Raw genomic sequence first — 15,396 nt, forward strand, 5'->3', positions numbered from 1 at the left:
ACCTGGAAGATCGGCGCTTCTTCGTCCTTGTTGATGGCGACGATGACGCGGCTGTCCTTCATGCCTGCCAGATGCTGGATCGCGCCGGAAATGCCGACAGCGATGTAAAGCTCCGGTGCAACAACCTTGCCCGTCTGGCCAACCTGCCAGTCGTTTGGCGCATAGCCCGCATCGACTGCCGCACGGCTGGCACCAACCGCCGCACCGAGCTTGTCAGCAACCGGCAGGATCACTTCCTGGAACTTCTCAGCCGAACCAAGTGCACGACCGCCCGAGATGATGATCTTGGCCGAGGTCAGTTCCGGACGGTCCGAAGCCGACAGCGCATTGCCAACAAAGCTAGACAATGCTGGATCGGCAGGCACAGTTGCACTTTCAACCGCAGCCGAACCGCCATCGCCGGTGGCCTGGAAAGAGGCCGTGCGCACCGTGATCACCTTCTTGGCGTCGGTGGACTGGACAGTCTGGATCGCATTGCCTGCATAGATCGGACGCTTGAACGTGTCTGCCGATACGACTTCCATGATTTCCGACAACTGCATCACATCGAGAAGTGCTGCAACGCGCGGCAGGATGTTCTTGGCCGAGGTCGTCGCCGGAGCGATGATCGTGTCGTAATTGGCGGCGAGTGCCACGATGAGCGCTGCCGTTGGCTCAGCCAGACGGTTTTCCAGCGCATCGCTTTCAGCCAGCAGAACCTTGCGCACGCCTTTCAGCTTGGCAGCAGCATCGGCTGCCGCCTTTGCGCCCTTGCCTGCAACCAGAATATCGACATCGCCGCCGATCTGGGCGGCTGCCGTCAGCGCCTTTGCCGTCTGGTCCGAAAGGGTTGCATTGTCATGTTCGGCAAAAAGAAGAATAGCCATTTATCGTGTCCCTTCCGATTTCTTAGATGATGCCATCAGCTTTAAGCTTCTCGACCAGCTCGCCAACCGAGCCAACCTTGACGCCAGCCTTGCGGCCACCCGGTTCTTCGGTCTTCAGGACCTTCAGGCGCGCTGTGATATCGGCACCGAAATCGGCAGGCGACTTCTCGTCCAGCGGCTTCTTCTTTGCCTTCATGATATTTGGCAGCGATGCATAGCGCGGCTGGTTCAAACGAAGATCAACCGTGACAATCGCCGGAAGCTTCACATCGATGGTCTGCAGACCGCCATCCACTTCGCGCGTGACCTTGGCCGAACCGTCGCCCAGTTCCACTTTCGAGGCAAAGGTTGCCTGGCTCCAGTTGAGAAGCGCCGACAGCATCTGGCCGGTCTGGTTGGCATCGTCGTCAATGGCCTGCTTGCCGAGGAAGACGAGGTCTGGCTTTTCCGCATCGACCACGCCCTTCAAGACCTTGGCGACGCCGAGCGGCTCGACCGTCTCGTCGGTCTTCACCAGAATGGCGCGATCCGCACCCATGGCAAGTGCCGTGCGCAGTGTTTCCTGCGCCTGTGCCGGGCCGACCGATACAGCCACAATCTCCGTGACCTTGCCAGCTTCCTTCAGGCGGATCGCCTCTTCAACCGCAATCTCGTCGAACGGGTTCATCGACATCTTCACATTCGAAAGCTCAACGCCTGATCCGTCGCCCTTAACGCGGATCTTAACATTGTAATCGACGACACGTTTTACTGCGACAAGGACTTTCATCCGCGACCACCTCTTCAATGAATCCTGCGGCACGACTATGCCGCCATGAAACACCGCCCGCATGTCAGATTCCGACGGGAACCCGACATGGAAGCGGCTCCGAAAAAAGCACTGTGACAAAGCCTTTAGCCACGGCGCTTCCTATTAGAAATCGGCGGGAAACGTAAAGACGCCTGACGTGCACGTCAATCAGCCTCGGCAATCTATATCGATTAATATCCATTTATTCTGACAGAACTTCATTCTCAGATTGCGACATCCCCTGAGAGGCCTTCTGTTCCCTTATCTGTGGCGTTTACAAAGGCGTCATCCTGCTTTACGACACGCTCCGCACTAACCGGTCGCAGCCTACCCGGTCAAAACAAGGAACCCTGACTATGAAAACGCTTGTCGTCTGCTCCGGCGGACTCGACTCCGTTTCGCTTGCGCATAGAAGCGCAGCGGAACATGAACTCACTGCCCTTCTCTCCTTCGATTACGGCCAACGGCATAAGAAGGAGCTGGATTCAGCCAGAGCCTGCGCCGAACGGCTCGGCGTTCCGCACCAGATCATCGATATCCGCACCATCGGTGCCAGCCTCACCGGCTCGGCGCTGACTGATGATGTCGATGTTCCGGACGGTCACTATGCCGAAGAGACGATGAAGATCACCGTCGTACCCAATCGCAACGCCATCATGCTGGCGATTGCCTTTGGTGTGGCCGCTGCGCAAAAGGCCGATGCGGTGGCGCTGGCCGTCCATGGCGGCGATCATTTCATCTATCCCGATTGCCGTCCCGGCTTTATCGACGCCTTCCAGACCATGCAGAATCATGCGCTGGACGGCTATGCAGATATCAAGCTGCTGGCACCTTATGTGCACGCATCCAAGGCCGATATCGTCACCGATGGCGCAAAACACGACACGCCTTTCGAGGCGACATGGTCCTGCTACAAGGGCGGCGAACACCATTGCGGTCGCTGCGGCACCTGCGTGGAACGTCGCGAGGCGTTTCACCTCGCAGGCGTCACAGACCCGACCATCTATGAGGATGCCGATTTCTGGCGTGAAGCCGTTGAGCGGAGGAACGCCTGATGTTTCGCATCACCAAGGAGTTTCATTTCTCCGCATCACACCAGTTGACCGGACTACCTGCCAATCATCAATGCGCACGGCTGCACGGCCATAATTACATTGTTGAAGTGGAGCTTTCCGCCCCCGGTCTCGACGGTCATGGCTTCGTGCGCGACTATCACGAGCTGGCGCCGTTCAAACACTATATTGATGACGCTTTCGATCACCGGCATCTCAACGATGTGCTGGGTCATGGCCAAACAACAGCCGAAACGCTGGCAAAGCATTTCTTCGACTGGTGCCATTCGCGCTGGCCGGAAATTTCGGCTGTGCGGGTGAGTGAAACGCCAAAAACATGGGCGGAATATCGTCCAAGTGTAAAGCCATGAAACCGGCATCCGAAATCCGCATTAGCGAGATTTTCGGCCCCACCATTCAAGGCGAGGGCGTGCTCATCGGCGAGCCGACTGTCTTCGTGCGCACAGGCGGCTGCGACTACCGTTGCGCATGGTGCGACAGCCTGCACGCGGTCGAAAGCCGCTTTCGCCATGAATGGAAGCCTATGGGTATCGAAGCCATCTGGCATGAAGTGACGACACTTTCGGGAAATAAGCCGTTAACAGTGTCACTTTCTGGCGGCAATCCGGCGATACAACCTCTTGGACCTCTCATCGCCCATGGCAAGGTGGAGGGTTATCGCTTTGCGCTGGAAACCCAAGGCTCTATCGCCAAGGACTGGTTTTCGGCGCTGGACACGCTGGTGCTTAGCCCCAAGCCACCGTCAAGCGAAATGGAATTCGACCCCGATGCGCTGGCGGCCTGTGTCGAAGCGGCAGGACCGAAGCCGCGGGTGGTGCTGAAATTCGTGATCTTCGATGATGCCGATTATGCCTTCGCAAAGCATGTCTCGGCGCGTCATCCCCGGCTGCCGGTCTATCTCCAACCCGGCAATCACACACCGCCACCGCCCGAAGCAGATGATGCGCTGATCGACATCGACGGCATCATGCGCCGCATGGAATGGTTGGTGGACACGGTGATTGCAGACCGCTGGTTCGAAGCGCATGTGCTGCCCCAGTTGCATGTGCTGATCTGGGGCAACAAACGGGGCGTCTGACTACCGATTTGCGCCTGGCACCCAGAGCACGTCTTTCGCGCCGTTGTCATTGACGGCGCGGGAGGCGACGAAGAGAAAATCCGAGAGGCGGTTGATATATTGCAGAGCCTCCGGCGACACCACCTCACCCTCGATCTTCGCCAGCGCCACCATCAGGCGCTCGGCGCGGCGTGAAACCGTGCGCGCCAGATGAAGTGCTGCCGATGCCGCCGAGCCGCCCGGCAAAATGAAAGAGCGCAATGGCTGGAGATGGGCGTTGAGACCATCGATATCCGCTTCCACGCGGGCAACCTGCGACGCAACGATGCGCAGCGGTTCATAAGCCAGCGGCTTGCCGTCATCCGGCGTCGAAAGATCGGCCCCGAGATCGAATAAATCGTTCTGGATGCGCGAGAGCATCGCGTCGATTTCAGCATATTCGCCGGTATGAATCCGCGCCATGCCGATGCAGGCATTGGCTTCATCCACCGTGCCATAGGCTTCCACACGCAGATCGGACTTCAGACGGCGCGGGCCGCTGGCAAGGCCAGTGGTGCCGTCATCGCCGGTGCGCGTGTAAATCTTGTTGAGCTTGACCATGGCTTACTGACCGCCGGTGTGCCGCGCGAAATAGATAGCGCCCACGATCAGAACGATTGCGATGAATTGCAGGAATACGCGTAACTGCATCATCTTGTTGGAAAAATTGGCATCACCACCGCGCATCATATTGCGCAGGCCAATGATCAACACAATCGCCACGGCGAACATGGCCACCATGGCTGCGCCTTTGAACACAACGTCCATCTTGTTCCCTTCCCATCATCCGCAGCCCCTTGTTTTTCAAGACTGATCGGACAGCATCCGGTACAGCCAGCGCGATGGCATCAGGCGGCGCGCCAGAATTCCCAGTTTCGCCGGTCTCGTTACCGCATAGTGCGGACGTGGACGCGGCGCCTCCAATGCGTGAAGCAGTACATCATAGACGGCTTCCGGTCCAAGCTTGTTCTTCGATTTGGTGCCGCCGCTTGTCAGCTTGGCCATCTGGCGCTGATAAAGTTCGCGATGCACCGAGGCCTCCAGATCGATATTGGCCTGCGCATGCCGGGCGGCATTATAGGTGAATTGGGATGCGATCGGCCCCGGCTCGATCAGCGAAACCTCCACACCGGAGCCTTCAAGCTCCATGCGCTGCGCCAGCATTAGGCCTTCAATCGCGAATTTGGACGCGACATAAGCGCCGCGCCATTTCATCGGTACCAGCCCCAAGATCGACGAACAATGAACGATGCGCCCGTGCCCCTGCCCGCGCATGACGGGCACCACCCGTCGCGTCAGATCATGCCAGCCGAAGAAATTGGCTTCGAACTGGGCGCGAAGCGCTTCCACCGGCAAATCCTCGACTGCGCCCGGCTGGGCATAAGCGCCATTATTGAACAGCGCACCCAGCCTGCCATCCGTCTTGCGCAACACTTCGTCGGCAAGGGCAGCAATGGAGTCCGGCTCGGCATAATCAAGATAATACGCCGCCATCCCCTTGGCTTGCAGAGCGGCGATATCCTGTTCCTTGCGAGCGGTGGCAAATACCTGCCATCCACGACGATGCAAGGCTTCCGCGCAATAAGCGCCAATGCCGGAAGAACAGCCGGTTATGATGATGCTGCGATTTGCGTGTTCCTCAGCCATTTCGTCCTGTCCTGCCGCCGCGTTTCTTCCACAGTGCTTGATTCGCAAGGGCTTTAAAACGGCGCAACCCTTGCAATCTGACAGGTGATGCTAGATTTAAGTGTCTGAAACTTGGGCCAATGATCGAAGGGGTAAAATCTGCGGATGCGAAAAGTCAGACGTTTTCTCCGTCAGATTACCTATGATGTGCTCGGTCATTTCAGTTCGGACGACGGCTGGGCTTTTGCCAGTCACATCGCCCTGTCAGGCCTGATGGCGCTGTTTCCTTTCCTGATCTTCGCAACCTCGCTGGCCAGCTTTCTCGGCACCAAGGAATTTGCTCAAACGGCGGTCCATGTCATTTTCGACATGTGGCCGTCGAATATCGCGGCCCCCATCGCCAATGAAGTGACCAATGTTCTGACGGTTCAGCGTCGGGGGCTTTTGACCCTCAGTGTGATCGCCGCCGCCTATTTTGCCTCCAATGGCGTGGAGGCGCTGCGCATCGCGCTCAATCGCGCCTATCGCGTCACCGACCAGCGCTCGATCATCTTTTGCCGCCTGCAAAGCCTCGGTTTCGTTCTGGTCGGCACTCTCAGCCTGATGGCAATCAGCTTCCTGCTGGTTCTCGCACCGCTCGCCGTGCGCATTGCCGAACAATGGTTTCCCGACATTGCACCCTTCACCGGCACTATCGCGTTCTGGCGCTATAGTGTCGCCGTGGCGGTTCTGGTGCTGGCGCTGTTCATGGTGCATATCTGGCTGCCAGCCGGACGCCGCGGCCTTGGCGATATCCTGCCCGGCATCATCATCACACTTTTCGCCTGGCTTGCCGCCGCAACCGCCTTTGCGAAATATCTGGAGACTTTTGCCAATTATGTTTCCACCTATGCGGGCCTTGCCTCGATCATGGTGGCTATCGTTTTCCTCTATATGCTGTCGGCTATCTTCATCATCGGCGCAGAAATCAACGCAGCAATCATGAATTTCCGCAAACGCGAGCAGCAGCCGGATTTGATCGTCGAATAATCAGCGCTTCATCGTCGTCAGGGCCACGCCAAGCGTGGTGACGACCATGCCTGCAATCTGGATCGGACCGAGCGTCTCGCCAAAAATCAGATAGGCCATGATCGCTGCGGTGCCCGGCACGAGATAGAACAGCGATGCGACTTTCGACATCGCACCCTCGCGGATCATCACCAGAAGCGCCAGAATGGCACCGATGGAAATCGCCAGCGTCAGCCAGACCAGCGCGAAAATGAGCTGCGGTGACCAGATCATCACCCGGGTTTCGAACGCAAAGGCACAGATAGCCGTCAGCGTAGCGGCGGCGATATACTGAACCGCAGTGCCTGTCTTCAAATCGCCGGTCGTTCCAAAACGCTTCTGCCAGACCGTGCCCGTGCTGATGGCCAACACCGCAAAAAATGCTGCGGCAAGGCTTTTCGGGTCGACGCCGCTACCAGCGGAAAACTTCGGCCAGACGACCATGGCCACGCCAAGAAAACCGATGAGCAGTCCCGCCCACTGACGTCCACTTGCTCTTTCCCCGAGAAGCATGGCGGCGATCAGCGTTGTGAGCATGGGTTGCAAACCGGCGACGAGGCCCGACATGCCAGCAGGCAGACCGTGATGCACGGCCCAGAACAGCGCCGAGAGATAAGCGCCATGGATCAGACAACCAGCGATGGCTGCATGAACCAGCGTCGCCCCCTTCGGCCACGCAGCCCTGCTTGCCAGCGCCCAGAACGTCATGATGACTGCCGCAATGGAGAACCGCACCGCCATGAAAGTGAAGGGTTCCGCATAGGGCATGGACAGCCCGGCCCCGATAAAGCCAGTGGCCCAGAGCAGAACAAACATGATGGGGAAGAAACGGGCGGCCATGACAAACTCTCTTATTTTGGCCCGCCATATACCGCTTCGCTAGAAACGCCTATCGCATAAATCTGATTGCAGCGTTCAATTTGCCAAAAGCCGACACTCCTTTTATGGAGAACGGATGACCGCTGAAACCAATACGATCCGCATTCTTGTCGACGCCGATGCCTGCCCGGTGAAGGCTGAAATCTACCGCGTCGCCGAGCGTCACAACCTTCCGGTGGTGCTGGTTGCCAACAGTCACGTGGCAATCCCGCGCGATGCCGAACGGGTGGAACGGGTTGTCGTATCGGACAAGCTGGATGCGGCGGACGACTGGATCGCCGAAAATGCACAACCGGGGGCAATCGTCATCACCGCCGATATTCCGCTTGCTAGCCGCTCACTTGAAAAGGGCGCATCGGTCATCGCGCCCAATGGGCGCGTTCACACGCAGAGCACCATCGGCAACACACTCGCGACACGCAATCTGATGGATTCGTTACGCTCTGCCGGAGAAATCACCGGCGGCCCCGCGCCATTTTCACCGAAGGACCGTTCGGCCTTTCTGTCGGCGCTCGATCTCGCCATTGTACGGCTGAAGCGCGCCGGTTTTACCTCAGCTTGACCGGATCGTCGCGGTTGCCACACCAGCGCCGATCAGCAGGGTTCCGCCCGCGCGATTGAAAATCCGCAAGGCCCGCTCGCTGGCAAAGAAGCGCCGCGCCCGCGCCGCCGTCAGCGCATAAGCGAAGGCATTGAGGAAAGCGAGCACCAGAAACGTGCTTTCGAAGACCAGCATCTGGGTCAGAAAATCCCGATGCGGGCTGAGAAACTGCGGCAGAAACGCCACGAAGAAAGTAATGCTCTTTGGGTTGAGCGCTGTCACCAACCAGGCGTGAACCAGCATCTTTGCCGGATGCACCTTGTCATGCCGCGCCTTCGCGTTCATCGTGCCGCCTGCCCGGAAAAGCTTGATGCCCAGCCAGACGAGATAGGCTGCACCAATCCATTTGACCGCCGTGAACACAGTTGCTGAAGCCGCGAGCAGCGCGCCGACGCCTAACATCGACAGGGTCATGGCCGTGAAATCGCCAAGCGCCACACCCACCGCCATCGGGAAAACCGTCTTCCAGCCCTGTCCCAGCGCGTAAGAAACGACGAGCAGAACTGTCGGCCCCGGAATGATCAGAAGCACGATAGATGCTGCGGTGAATGCCAGCCAGACGTCGAGGCTCATGGGAAGTCTCCTTAGAAAAAGGAGGAAGCCACCAATTCCGGACTTTGTCGAGGACTAAAGCATAATCCGACCGGAGTGAAACGAGGATCGATAAGATTATGCGTTAAACAAAAGAATTTAGAGCGTCGATCCGATTCATTCGGATCGGTACACGCTCTAAAGTTTTTGCGCTGCTTCGATCAGTTTCATGGCGTCAGGCCCTTCCCATGGAGCAGGACCGTTCATGGAGGCGATCTGACAGCCTTCCTTGTCGACCAGAAGTGTGACCGGCAAGCCGAAAGCGAGGTTCTTGCGCTTCAGCTCATTGAAACTCGCCATGGTCGCATCGCGATGCAAGGCAAGGTTCTTGATGCCGATCTCGTTCAGAAAGCCCTTCGGCTTGTCGTCGGAACCTGTGTCTATATTGATCGCCACAACGTCGAAATCATTGCCGCCCTTTTCGGCCTGCAATTTGTCGAGGGCGGGCATTTCCTCACGGCATGGCGCGCACCAGGTCGCCCAGAGATTAACGAGAAGCGTCTTGCCCTTGTAATCACCAAGCGTCATCTGCTTGCCGTCGGGGCCGGTGAAAGCCAGATGAGCAACGGAAATAGGCTTTTCCGCCGGGCGCATGGCAGCCACGCCACCGGTTGCAGCCGCGTCCAGTCCCTTCAGGGAATCGGCTTTGAGGGCGCATTGGGCGGACGCTTCGTCATTTTCGGCAGAAACATTAGCCGCTACCACATTGCCAGAGGGGCGCTCCATCACGTATACCGCCCCAATACCGGCAATGACACCGGCAAGGGCTGCAAGAAGGACGATCTTGCGATTTCCCGATTTCGCCTTTTCGTTGTCTTCTGCCATGTCGCGTCACTTCTTTCTATTATCCGGCCAAATCGTCACTCGGGGCATATGAGCATGAGCGAACAAAAATCAAGCAATCAGATGTGGGGCGGCCGTTTTGCCTCAGGACCCGATGCGATCATGGAAGAGATCAATGCATCGATCGGCTTCGACCGCAAGCTCTACGCGCAAGACATCCAGGGCTCGCTCGCACATGCCGCCATGCTTGCAAAGACGGGCATCATTACGGCAGACGATCATAAGCAGATCGAGCAGGGCCTGAAAACCATCCTCAAGGAAATTGAAGACGGCAAGTTCACCTTCTCACGCAAGCTTGAAGACATTCACATGAATATCGAGGCGCGGCTGGCCGATCTGATCGGCCCTTCCGCCGGACGCCTGCACACGGCCCGCTCGCGCAACGATCAGGTGGCTGTCGATTTTCGTCTCTGGGTCAAGCAGGAGATGGAAAAGACTGCCGTCGCCCTGAAGAACCTGATCGAAGCATTTCTGGAACGCGCCGAAGAACATGCGGCAACAGTCATGCCGGGTTTCACCCATCTCCAGACCGCGCAGCCTGTCACTTTCGGCCATCATTGCATGGCCTATGTGGAAATGTTCGGCCGCGATCTGTCCCGCGTGCGCGATGCAATTGAGCGCATGGATGAATCGCCGCTGGGTGCCGCAGCCCTTGCAGGCACCGGTTTCCCGATCGACCGCCACATGACAGCGAAGACGCTCGGCTTCCGCGAACCGACCCGCAACTCGCTCGACAGCGTTTCCGACCGCGACTATGCGCTGGAATTCCTGTCGCTCGCGTCAATCTGCGCCGGTCATCTGTCGCGCCTTGCGGAAGAAATCGTCATCTGGTCGACGCCGCAGTTCAACTTCGTGCGCCTGTCCGACGCCTTCTCCACCGGCTCGTCGATCATGCCGCAGAAGAAAAATCCGGATGCCGCCGAACTGGTCCGCGCCAAGACGGGCCGTATCAACGGTTCGCTGGTTGCACTTCTGACCATCATGAAGGGTCTGCCGCTCGCCTATTCCAAGGACATGCAGGAAGACAAGGAACAGGTGTTCGACGCTGCCGAAAATCTGGAACTCGCCATCGCCGCCATGGCTGGCATGGTGCGCGACCTGACCATCAATGTCGCATCCATGAAGAAGGCTGCCGGTTCGGGCTATTCCACGGCGACCGATCTGGCTGACTGGCTGGTGCGGGAACTGGGTCTGCCCTTCCGCGAAGCGCATCACGTCACCGGTCGCGCTGTTGCTCTGGCGGAAAGCCGCAAGGTCGACCTCGCCAAGCTCTCGCTGGATGAGCTGCAATCGATCCACCCGGGCATCACCGATGCGATCTTCGGCTATCTCACGGTCGAGAAATCGGTCAAGAGCCGCCAGTCCTTCGGCGGTACGGCCCCGCAGGAAGTGCGCCGCCAGATCCGCTACTGGAAGAAGCGTATCGTGAAGGCGTGAGTGTCTGATCTAAAAGTCGCTATGCCGGTCTGCAAATGGCAATTTCTGCGCTTACCTAGGCTCACGTACCCAAAAGTACGCTGCGCTCCGGTTCTCGAAATCACCATTTTCGCCACGGCTGCCGCTTTTTGATTCAGACACTGTAGCCGTTCAAGATAAAGTCATGTGAAATCATCCGGGCAACGGGTGATTTCACTCTTGAGATTTTTGCGTTACAGCTAGCGCAAATAGATTTTGATTCAGGAACCAAAGCTGATGACAGGCCGCTCCGCTATTTCTACCGTGCTTATGATCGCCGCACTCGCGGCCACGCTTGCCGCCTGTGGACGCAAGGGCCCGCTGGAGCCGCCACCGTCGTCGCTGATTACCGACGATCAGGGGCATACCAAGCCGAAACCCAAGGAAGACAAGCCTTTCATTCTTGATAAGCTGCTCTAGTTCCCAGAAGGACTATCTTCCGTGAATCATTTTGAATATCGCGACGGCGTGCTGCACGCCGAAAATGTCAGCCTGCCTGAAATCGCCAAGGCGGTCGGCACGCCGTTCTATGTCTATTCCCGCGCCACGATCGAGCGTCATTTCCGGGTGTTCAGCGAAGCTTTCGCTGACATGGAACCAACGATCGCCTATGCGCTGAAGGCCAACTCGAACCTGGCGGTGTTGAAGACGCTGGCGAAACTCGGCGCCGGTGCCGATACCGTTTCGGAAGGCGAAATACGCCGTGCGCTCGCCGCAGGCATTCCCGCCAGCAAGATCGTCTTTTCGGGCGTCGGCAAGACGCCGCGCGAAATGGATTTCGCGCTGCAAGCCGGTATCTACTGCTTCAATGTCGAATCCGAACCGGAGCTGGAAATTCTCTCGGCTCGCGCAGTTGCAGCTGGCAAGGTCGCCTCGGTATCACTGCGCATCAATCCGGATGTTGACGCCAAGACCCACGCCAAGATCTCGACCGGCAAGTCTGAAAACAAATTCGGCATTCCGCGCGTCAAGGCGCGTCAGGCCTATGCTCGTGCGGCGAGCCTGCCCGGTATCGATGTCGTCGGCATCGATATGCATATCGGCAGCCAGATCATCGATCTCGAACCGTTCGACAACGCCTTTGCGCTGATGGCGCAACTGGTGACGGAATTGCGCGCCGATGGCCACAATATCCGCCATGTCGATGTTGGCGGCGGTCTGGGCATTCCTTACCGCACCGACAACAACCCGCCGCCGCTGCCCGTGGCCTATGCGGAAATTGTTGCCAAGCACATCAAGCCGCTTGGCCTGAAGACCGTTTTCGAGCCGGGCCGTCTGATCGTCGGCAATGCCGGTCTGCTGGTGACGGAAGTGATTTTCGTCAAGGAAGGCGATGCGAAGAACTTCATCATCGTTGATGCCGCGATGAATGATCTTATCCGCCCGACGCTTTATGAAGCATTCCACGATATCCGCCCGGTCAAGCTGGCGAAGGACGATGCGCCGCGCATCCGCGCCGATTTCGTCGGGCCTGTTTGCGAAACGGGCGACTATCTCGGCCTCGACCGCGAAACGACAAAGCCAGCGCCCGGCGACCTGATCGCCGTCAGCACGGCTGGTGCCTACGGCGCGGTTCTATCGAGCACCTATAACAGTCGTCTTCTGGTGCCGGAAGTGCTGGTGGATGGGGATCGCTACCATGTCGTTCGCCCGCGCCACACTTACGAAGAGCTGCTCGCGCTCGATTCCATTCCAGACTGGCTATAGTCCATTCGGATCATGGCCGATATTGATCATGGCCCAATTAATCATGGCGAAGCCTCGCCTTTGCCATGATGCATGTTATCCTGTCATTCGATTGCACACTGGCAGACAGAGCAGAAAGCCCGGATGACGGATCAAGGCCACGACAAGAAGGATAAGCCGCAACTGATGCGGGATGCCTTTTTGCGCCTGTTTTCAGGCGATGGTGCGCTGTTGCGGCGTCTGCGTCTGCGCACGTTCCTGTCTGTCGGGTTTGAACGTCTGTGGCCGCTGGTCCTGCCGCTGATTCTGCTGGTAGCACTTTTCGCAAGCATCAGCTGGTTTGGCCTGTTCAGCATGATGCCGCGCTGGCTGCATATCGCCGTGCTAACGGTCTTCGCGCTGGCAGGGCTGGTTGCGCTCTATCTCCCATCCCGCTTCCGCCAACCGACCGAAGACGATGTGACGGCGCGGATCGAGGCGGTGAACGGCCTTGTGCACGAACCGCTGGCCGTGCAGTCCGGCCACATGGCCACCGGCACCCACGATCCTTTCTCGCAGGCTCTGTGGCGCGAACACCAGCGCCGCATGGCCGAACGGCTGAAGAACCTGCAATCCGGCCTGCCACGACCGCGCCTTCCCGAACGCGATCCTTATGGCCTGCGCGCCGCCGTGGCGCTGCTGTTCGTCACGGCGCTCGCCTATACATCCAGTTCAAGCAGCGGGCGCATTGCCGATGCGTTTCACATTCGCCCGGGTGAAGGCGGTGCTGTTGCCCGCGTCGATGCCTGGGTGACGCCACCGCGCTATACAGGCCGCGCGCCGGTCTTCCTGACGGTCAGCGCCGACAATGCCCACAATGCCGAGGCGATTACGGTTCCGGAAGGCAGTGTGCTTTCGGTCCGCGTCATCGGCGGCAGTTCGGAACGCCTGACCGCAACCAATGCAGAAGGCGAACAGCGGGATGTCCAGCCGATCGTACCGAAGGAAGAGCAGACCGAACCCAAGGGGCTGAAGCCGGTGCAGACGCCGGAAGAAAGCGCCGTCGCGGGCAGCCGCAACTTCCGCTACGATTTGCGTGAAGACGAAACCCTGACGCTTTCCGGCACCGATGCGCGCTGGAAATTTGCGGTGACGCCGGACACGCCGCCGACAATCAGCTTTACCAAGGAACCCGGTCGCGCGCTGAACGGCACGCTGCAACTCACCTATGAAATCGATGACGATTATGCGCCGGCCAAGGCTTTTGCTGAAATCGTGCCGCTGGAAATCGATGAAGACGAAGAAGCAACGCCGCTTTACGAAGCACCTGAACTGCCGCTCGCACTGCCACGCCGTGGCGTGAAGGAAGCCACCACCTCGAAGGACCTGACCGAACATCCGTGGGCTGGCCAGAAAGTGGCACTGACCCTCGTCGTCACCGACGCGGCAGGTCAGGTCGGCCGCAGTGAAACCAAGACAACAACGCTTCCAGAACGGCCATTCAGCAACCCGCTTGCGCGCGCAATTGCCGAACAGCGGCGTATTCTGGCGCTCGACGCCAATCAGCGCGATCATGTACTGGACATGCTCTCGGCGCTGATGCTGCGTCCGGAAGAAACGATCAAGAACGCCGCGCATTATCTCGGCCTCGTGACCATCCGTACAAAGCTTCGTCTGGCGCGCAGCGATGATTCGCTCCGCGAGACTGCCGACTACATGTGGCAGGTGGCGCTGGGTATTGAAGACGGCAATCTTTCGGCAGCTGAAAAGCGTCTGCGTCAGGCGCAGGAAGCGCTCAAAAACGCGCTGCAAAACGGTGCCTCGCAGGAAGAGATCGAGAAACTCACCGCCGATCTGCGCAAGGCGATGCAGGACTTCCTGCGCGAATTCGCCCAGCGCCAGCAGCAGAACCCGAATGCGCGCCAGTCAGCGCCGGATCCCAATGCCCGGATGCTGACGGAAAAAGATCTGCAGCGCATGATGGACCAGATCGAAAATCTGGCCCGTCAGGGTTCCCGCGATCAGGCCGAACAGCTTCTCTCGCAATTGCAGGACCTGATGAACAATCTGCAGATGGGACAGGCGCAGCCCGGCCAACAAGGTCAGGGTCAGCAGGGCCAGCAAGGTCAGATGCAGCAGCAGATGAACAAGCTTGGCGATCTGATGCGCCGCCAGCAGCAGATGATGAACGAGACATTCAATCTCGACCAGCAGCAGCAGCGCCAGTTCGACAGCAATCCGGGTGCGGGGACAGAGGGCGAAGACGAGGACATGGAAGGCCTGTTTCCCGGCGATGACGGCTCCAAGGGTGGTGGCTCGCAGCAGGGCGGCCAGACGGATGAAAAGACGGCTGAGGCCATGCGCAAGCTGCAACAGCAACAGCAGCAATTGCAGCAGGAATTACAGAAGCTCACGGAAGACCTGAAAGGCATGGGCATTGAACCCGGCAAGGATTTCGGCGATGCCGGAAAATCCATGGGCAATGCCGCCGAAGCGCTCGGACGCAATGAAGGTGCGGAAGCCAACGACAATCAGGGCAGCGCTCTCGACGCCTTGCGCCGTGCCGGACGCGACATGATGCAGAAGATGCAGCAGGCGATGGGCCAGGATGGCCAGCAGGGTCAGGGCGCGAATGGTTCTCGTGGACGCGATCCGCTTGGACGCCAGCAGGGAATGGGAGCTGATGACGGCAGCGGCACCAAAATTCCAGGTGAAATCGATATTCAGCGCGCGCGTGAGATTCTGGATGAAATCCGCCGCAAGCTCGGCAATGCGCTGACGCCGCAGATGGAAAAGGAATATCTACAGCGCCTGTTACAGTTCGATTAGAGCATTTCCAGCAAAAGTGCGTAGCGCCTACGCAG

General features: G+C 58.5%; 17 protein-coding genes. 9 read left to right on the forward strand and 8 right to left on the reverse strand.

Translation table 11 applies throughout. The annotated features are described in order from the left end of the window. Both ACTJKP_RS00005 and ACTJKP_RS00010 read right to left on the reverse strand, forming a co-directional pair. Positions 1–866: electron transfer flavoprotein subunit alpha/FixB family protein (locus tag ACTJKP_RS00005; protein ID WP_440629270.1), on the reverse strand; the 866-nt coding region annotated here is incomplete at its 3' end. A 22-nt stretch (positions 867–888) separates the two neighbouring features. Further along, positions 889–1,635: an electron transfer flavoprotein subunit beta/FixA family protein gene (locus tag ACTJKP_RS00010; protein WP_440629271.1), complete on the reverse strand. Its 747-nt coding sequence runs from the start codon at positions 1,633–1,635 to the stop codon at positions 889–891. A gap of 377 nt (positions 1,636–2,012) precedes the next feature. Here ACTJKP_RS00010 and queC point away from each other — a divergent pair, with 377 nt between their 5' ends. From queC to queE, 3 genes are read left to right on the forward strand one after another with little or no spacing between them, the layout of a single operon-like run. Then, on the forward strand, positions 2,013–2,711 hold the full coding sequence (queC, locus tag ACTJKP_RS00015; RefSeq protein WP_440629272.1) for a 7-cyano-7-deazaguanine synthase QueC: 699 nt from the start codon (positions 2,013–2,015) through the stop codon (positions 2,709–2,711). Further along, positions 2,711–3,079, forward strand: coding sequence for a 6-carboxytetrahydropterin synthase QueD (gene queD, locus ACTJKP_RS00020; RefSeq protein ID WP_440629273.1), 369 nt, complete (start codon positions 2,711–2,713; stop codon positions 3,077–3,079). The genes queC and queD overlap by 1 nt, the downstream gene beginning before the upstream one ends. Further along, complete coding sequence (queE, locus tag ACTJKP_RS00025) at positions 3,076–3,807, forward strand: 7-carboxy-7-deazaguanine synthase QueE (protein WP_440629274.1); 732 nt, start codon at positions 3,076–3,078, stop codon at positions 3,805–3,807. Before queD ends, queE begins: the two co-directional genes overlap by 4 nt. Here queE and ACTJKP_RS00030 read toward each other — a convergent pair whose 3' ends face one another. From ACTJKP_RS00030 to ACTJKP_RS00040, 3 genes are read right to left on the reverse strand one after another with little or no spacing between them, the layout of a single operon-like run. Further along, entirely contained in the window at positions 3,808–4,386 is a 579-nt protein-coding gene (locus ACTJKP_RS00030; protein WP_440629275.1) for a cob(I)yrinic acid a,c-diamide adenosyltransferase, read from the reverse strand. A gap of 3 nt (positions 4,387–4,389) precedes the next feature. After that, a complete protein-coding gene (locus tag ACTJKP_RS00035) occupies positions 4,390–4,593 on the reverse strand; it encodes a twin transmembrane helix small protein (RefSeq protein WP_440629276.1) in 204 nt (67 codons plus the stop codon). A gap of 36 nt (positions 4,594–4,629) precedes the next feature. After that, the gene (locus ACTJKP_RS00040; protein WP_078337808.1) at positions 4,630–5,472 is read right to left on the reverse strand and encodes an SDR family oxidoreductase; all 843 of its coding nucleotides are present in this window, start codon (positions 5,470–5,472) and stop codon (positions 4,630–4,632) included. A gap of 144 nt (positions 5,473–5,616) precedes the next feature. On the opposite strand from ACTJKP_RS00040, the gene ACTJKP_RS00045 reads away from it, so the two are divergent. Continuing rightward, complete coding sequence (locus ACTJKP_RS00045) at positions 5,617–6,480, forward strand: YihY/virulence factor BrkB family protein (RefSeq protein WP_440629277.1); 864 nt, start codon at positions 5,617–5,619, stop codon at positions 6,478–6,480. On the opposite strand, the gene ACTJKP_RS00050 is transcribed toward ACTJKP_RS00045, so the two are convergent. Next, on the reverse strand, positions 6,481–7,338 hold the full coding sequence (locus ACTJKP_RS00050; RefSeq protein ID WP_440629278.1) for a DMT family transporter: 858 nt from the start codon (positions 7,336–7,338) through the stop codon (positions 6,481–6,483). A gap of 115 nt (positions 7,339–7,453) precedes the next feature. Here ACTJKP_RS00050 and ACTJKP_RS00055 point away from each other — a divergent pair, with 115 nt between their 5' ends. Next, positions 7,454–7,939, forward strand: coding sequence for a YaiI/YqxD family protein (locus tag ACTJKP_RS00055; RefSeq protein ID WP_138784215.1), 486 nt, complete (start codon positions 7,454–7,456; stop codon positions 7,937–7,939). Here ACTJKP_RS00055 and ACTJKP_RS00060 read toward each other — a convergent pair. Both ACTJKP_RS00060 and tlpA read right to left on the reverse strand, forming a co-directional pair. Continuing rightward, positions 7,931–8,551 carry a LysE family translocator gene (locus ACTJKP_RS00060; RefSeq protein WP_440629279.1) on the reverse strand — a complete coding sequence of 207 codons (621 nt, stop codon included), beginning with the start codon at positions 8,549–8,551 and terminating at the stop codon, positions 7,931–7,933. The two genes, ACTJKP_RS00055 and ACTJKP_RS00060, sit on opposite strands and share 9 nt — an antisense overlap. A 156-nt stretch (positions 8,552–8,707) precedes the next feature. After that, on the reverse strand, positions 8,708–9,394 hold the full coding sequence (gene tlpA / locus ACTJKP_RS00065; protein WP_440629280.1) for a thiol:disulfide interchange protein TlpA: 687 nt from the start codon (positions 9,392–9,394) through the stop codon (positions 8,708–8,710). Positions 9,395–9,448: 54 nt separating this feature from the next. Between tlpA and argH the strand changes: the two genes are divergently transcribed. The 4 genes from argH to ACTJKP_RS00085 all read left to right on the forward strand — a co-directional run bounded on the left by argH (position 9,449) and on the right by ACTJKP_RS00085 (position 15,361). Continuing rightward, a complete protein-coding gene (argH, locus tag ACTJKP_RS00070; protein ID WP_440629281.1) occupies positions 9,449–10,849 on the forward strand; it encodes an argininosuccinate lyase in 1,401 nt (466 codons plus the stop codon). A 255-nt stretch (positions 10,850–11,104) separates the two neighbouring features. Beyond that, positions 11,105–11,287 carry an LPS translocon maturation chaperone LptM gene (gene lptM, locus ACTJKP_RS00075; RefSeq protein ID WP_078337809.1) on the forward strand — a complete coding sequence of 61 codons (183 nt, stop codon included), beginning with the start codon at positions 11,105–11,107 and terminating at the stop codon, positions 11,285–11,287. A 21-nt stretch (positions 11,288–11,308) separates the two neighbouring features. Continuing rightward, positions 11,309–12,574, forward strand: a complete 1,266-nt coding sequence (gene lysA / locus ACTJKP_RS00080) for a diaminopimelate decarboxylase (protein ID WP_440629282.1) — start codon at positions 11,309–11,311, stop codon at positions 12,572–12,574. 123 nt (positions 12,575–12,697) lie between these two features. After that, positions 12,698–15,361 carry a TIGR02302 family protein gene (locus ACTJKP_RS00085; protein ID WP_440629283.1) on the forward strand — a complete coding sequence of 888 codons (2,664 nt, stop codon included), beginning with the start codon at positions 12,698–12,700 and terminating at the stop codon, positions 15,359–15,361. Positions 15,362–15,396: the final 35 nt, after the last annotated feature.

The sequence above is a fragment of the Brucella sp. 22210 genome (assembly GCF_052045675.1).
Lineage (GTDB): Bacteria > Pseudomonadota > Alphaproteobacteria > Rhizobiales > Rhizobiaceae > Brucella.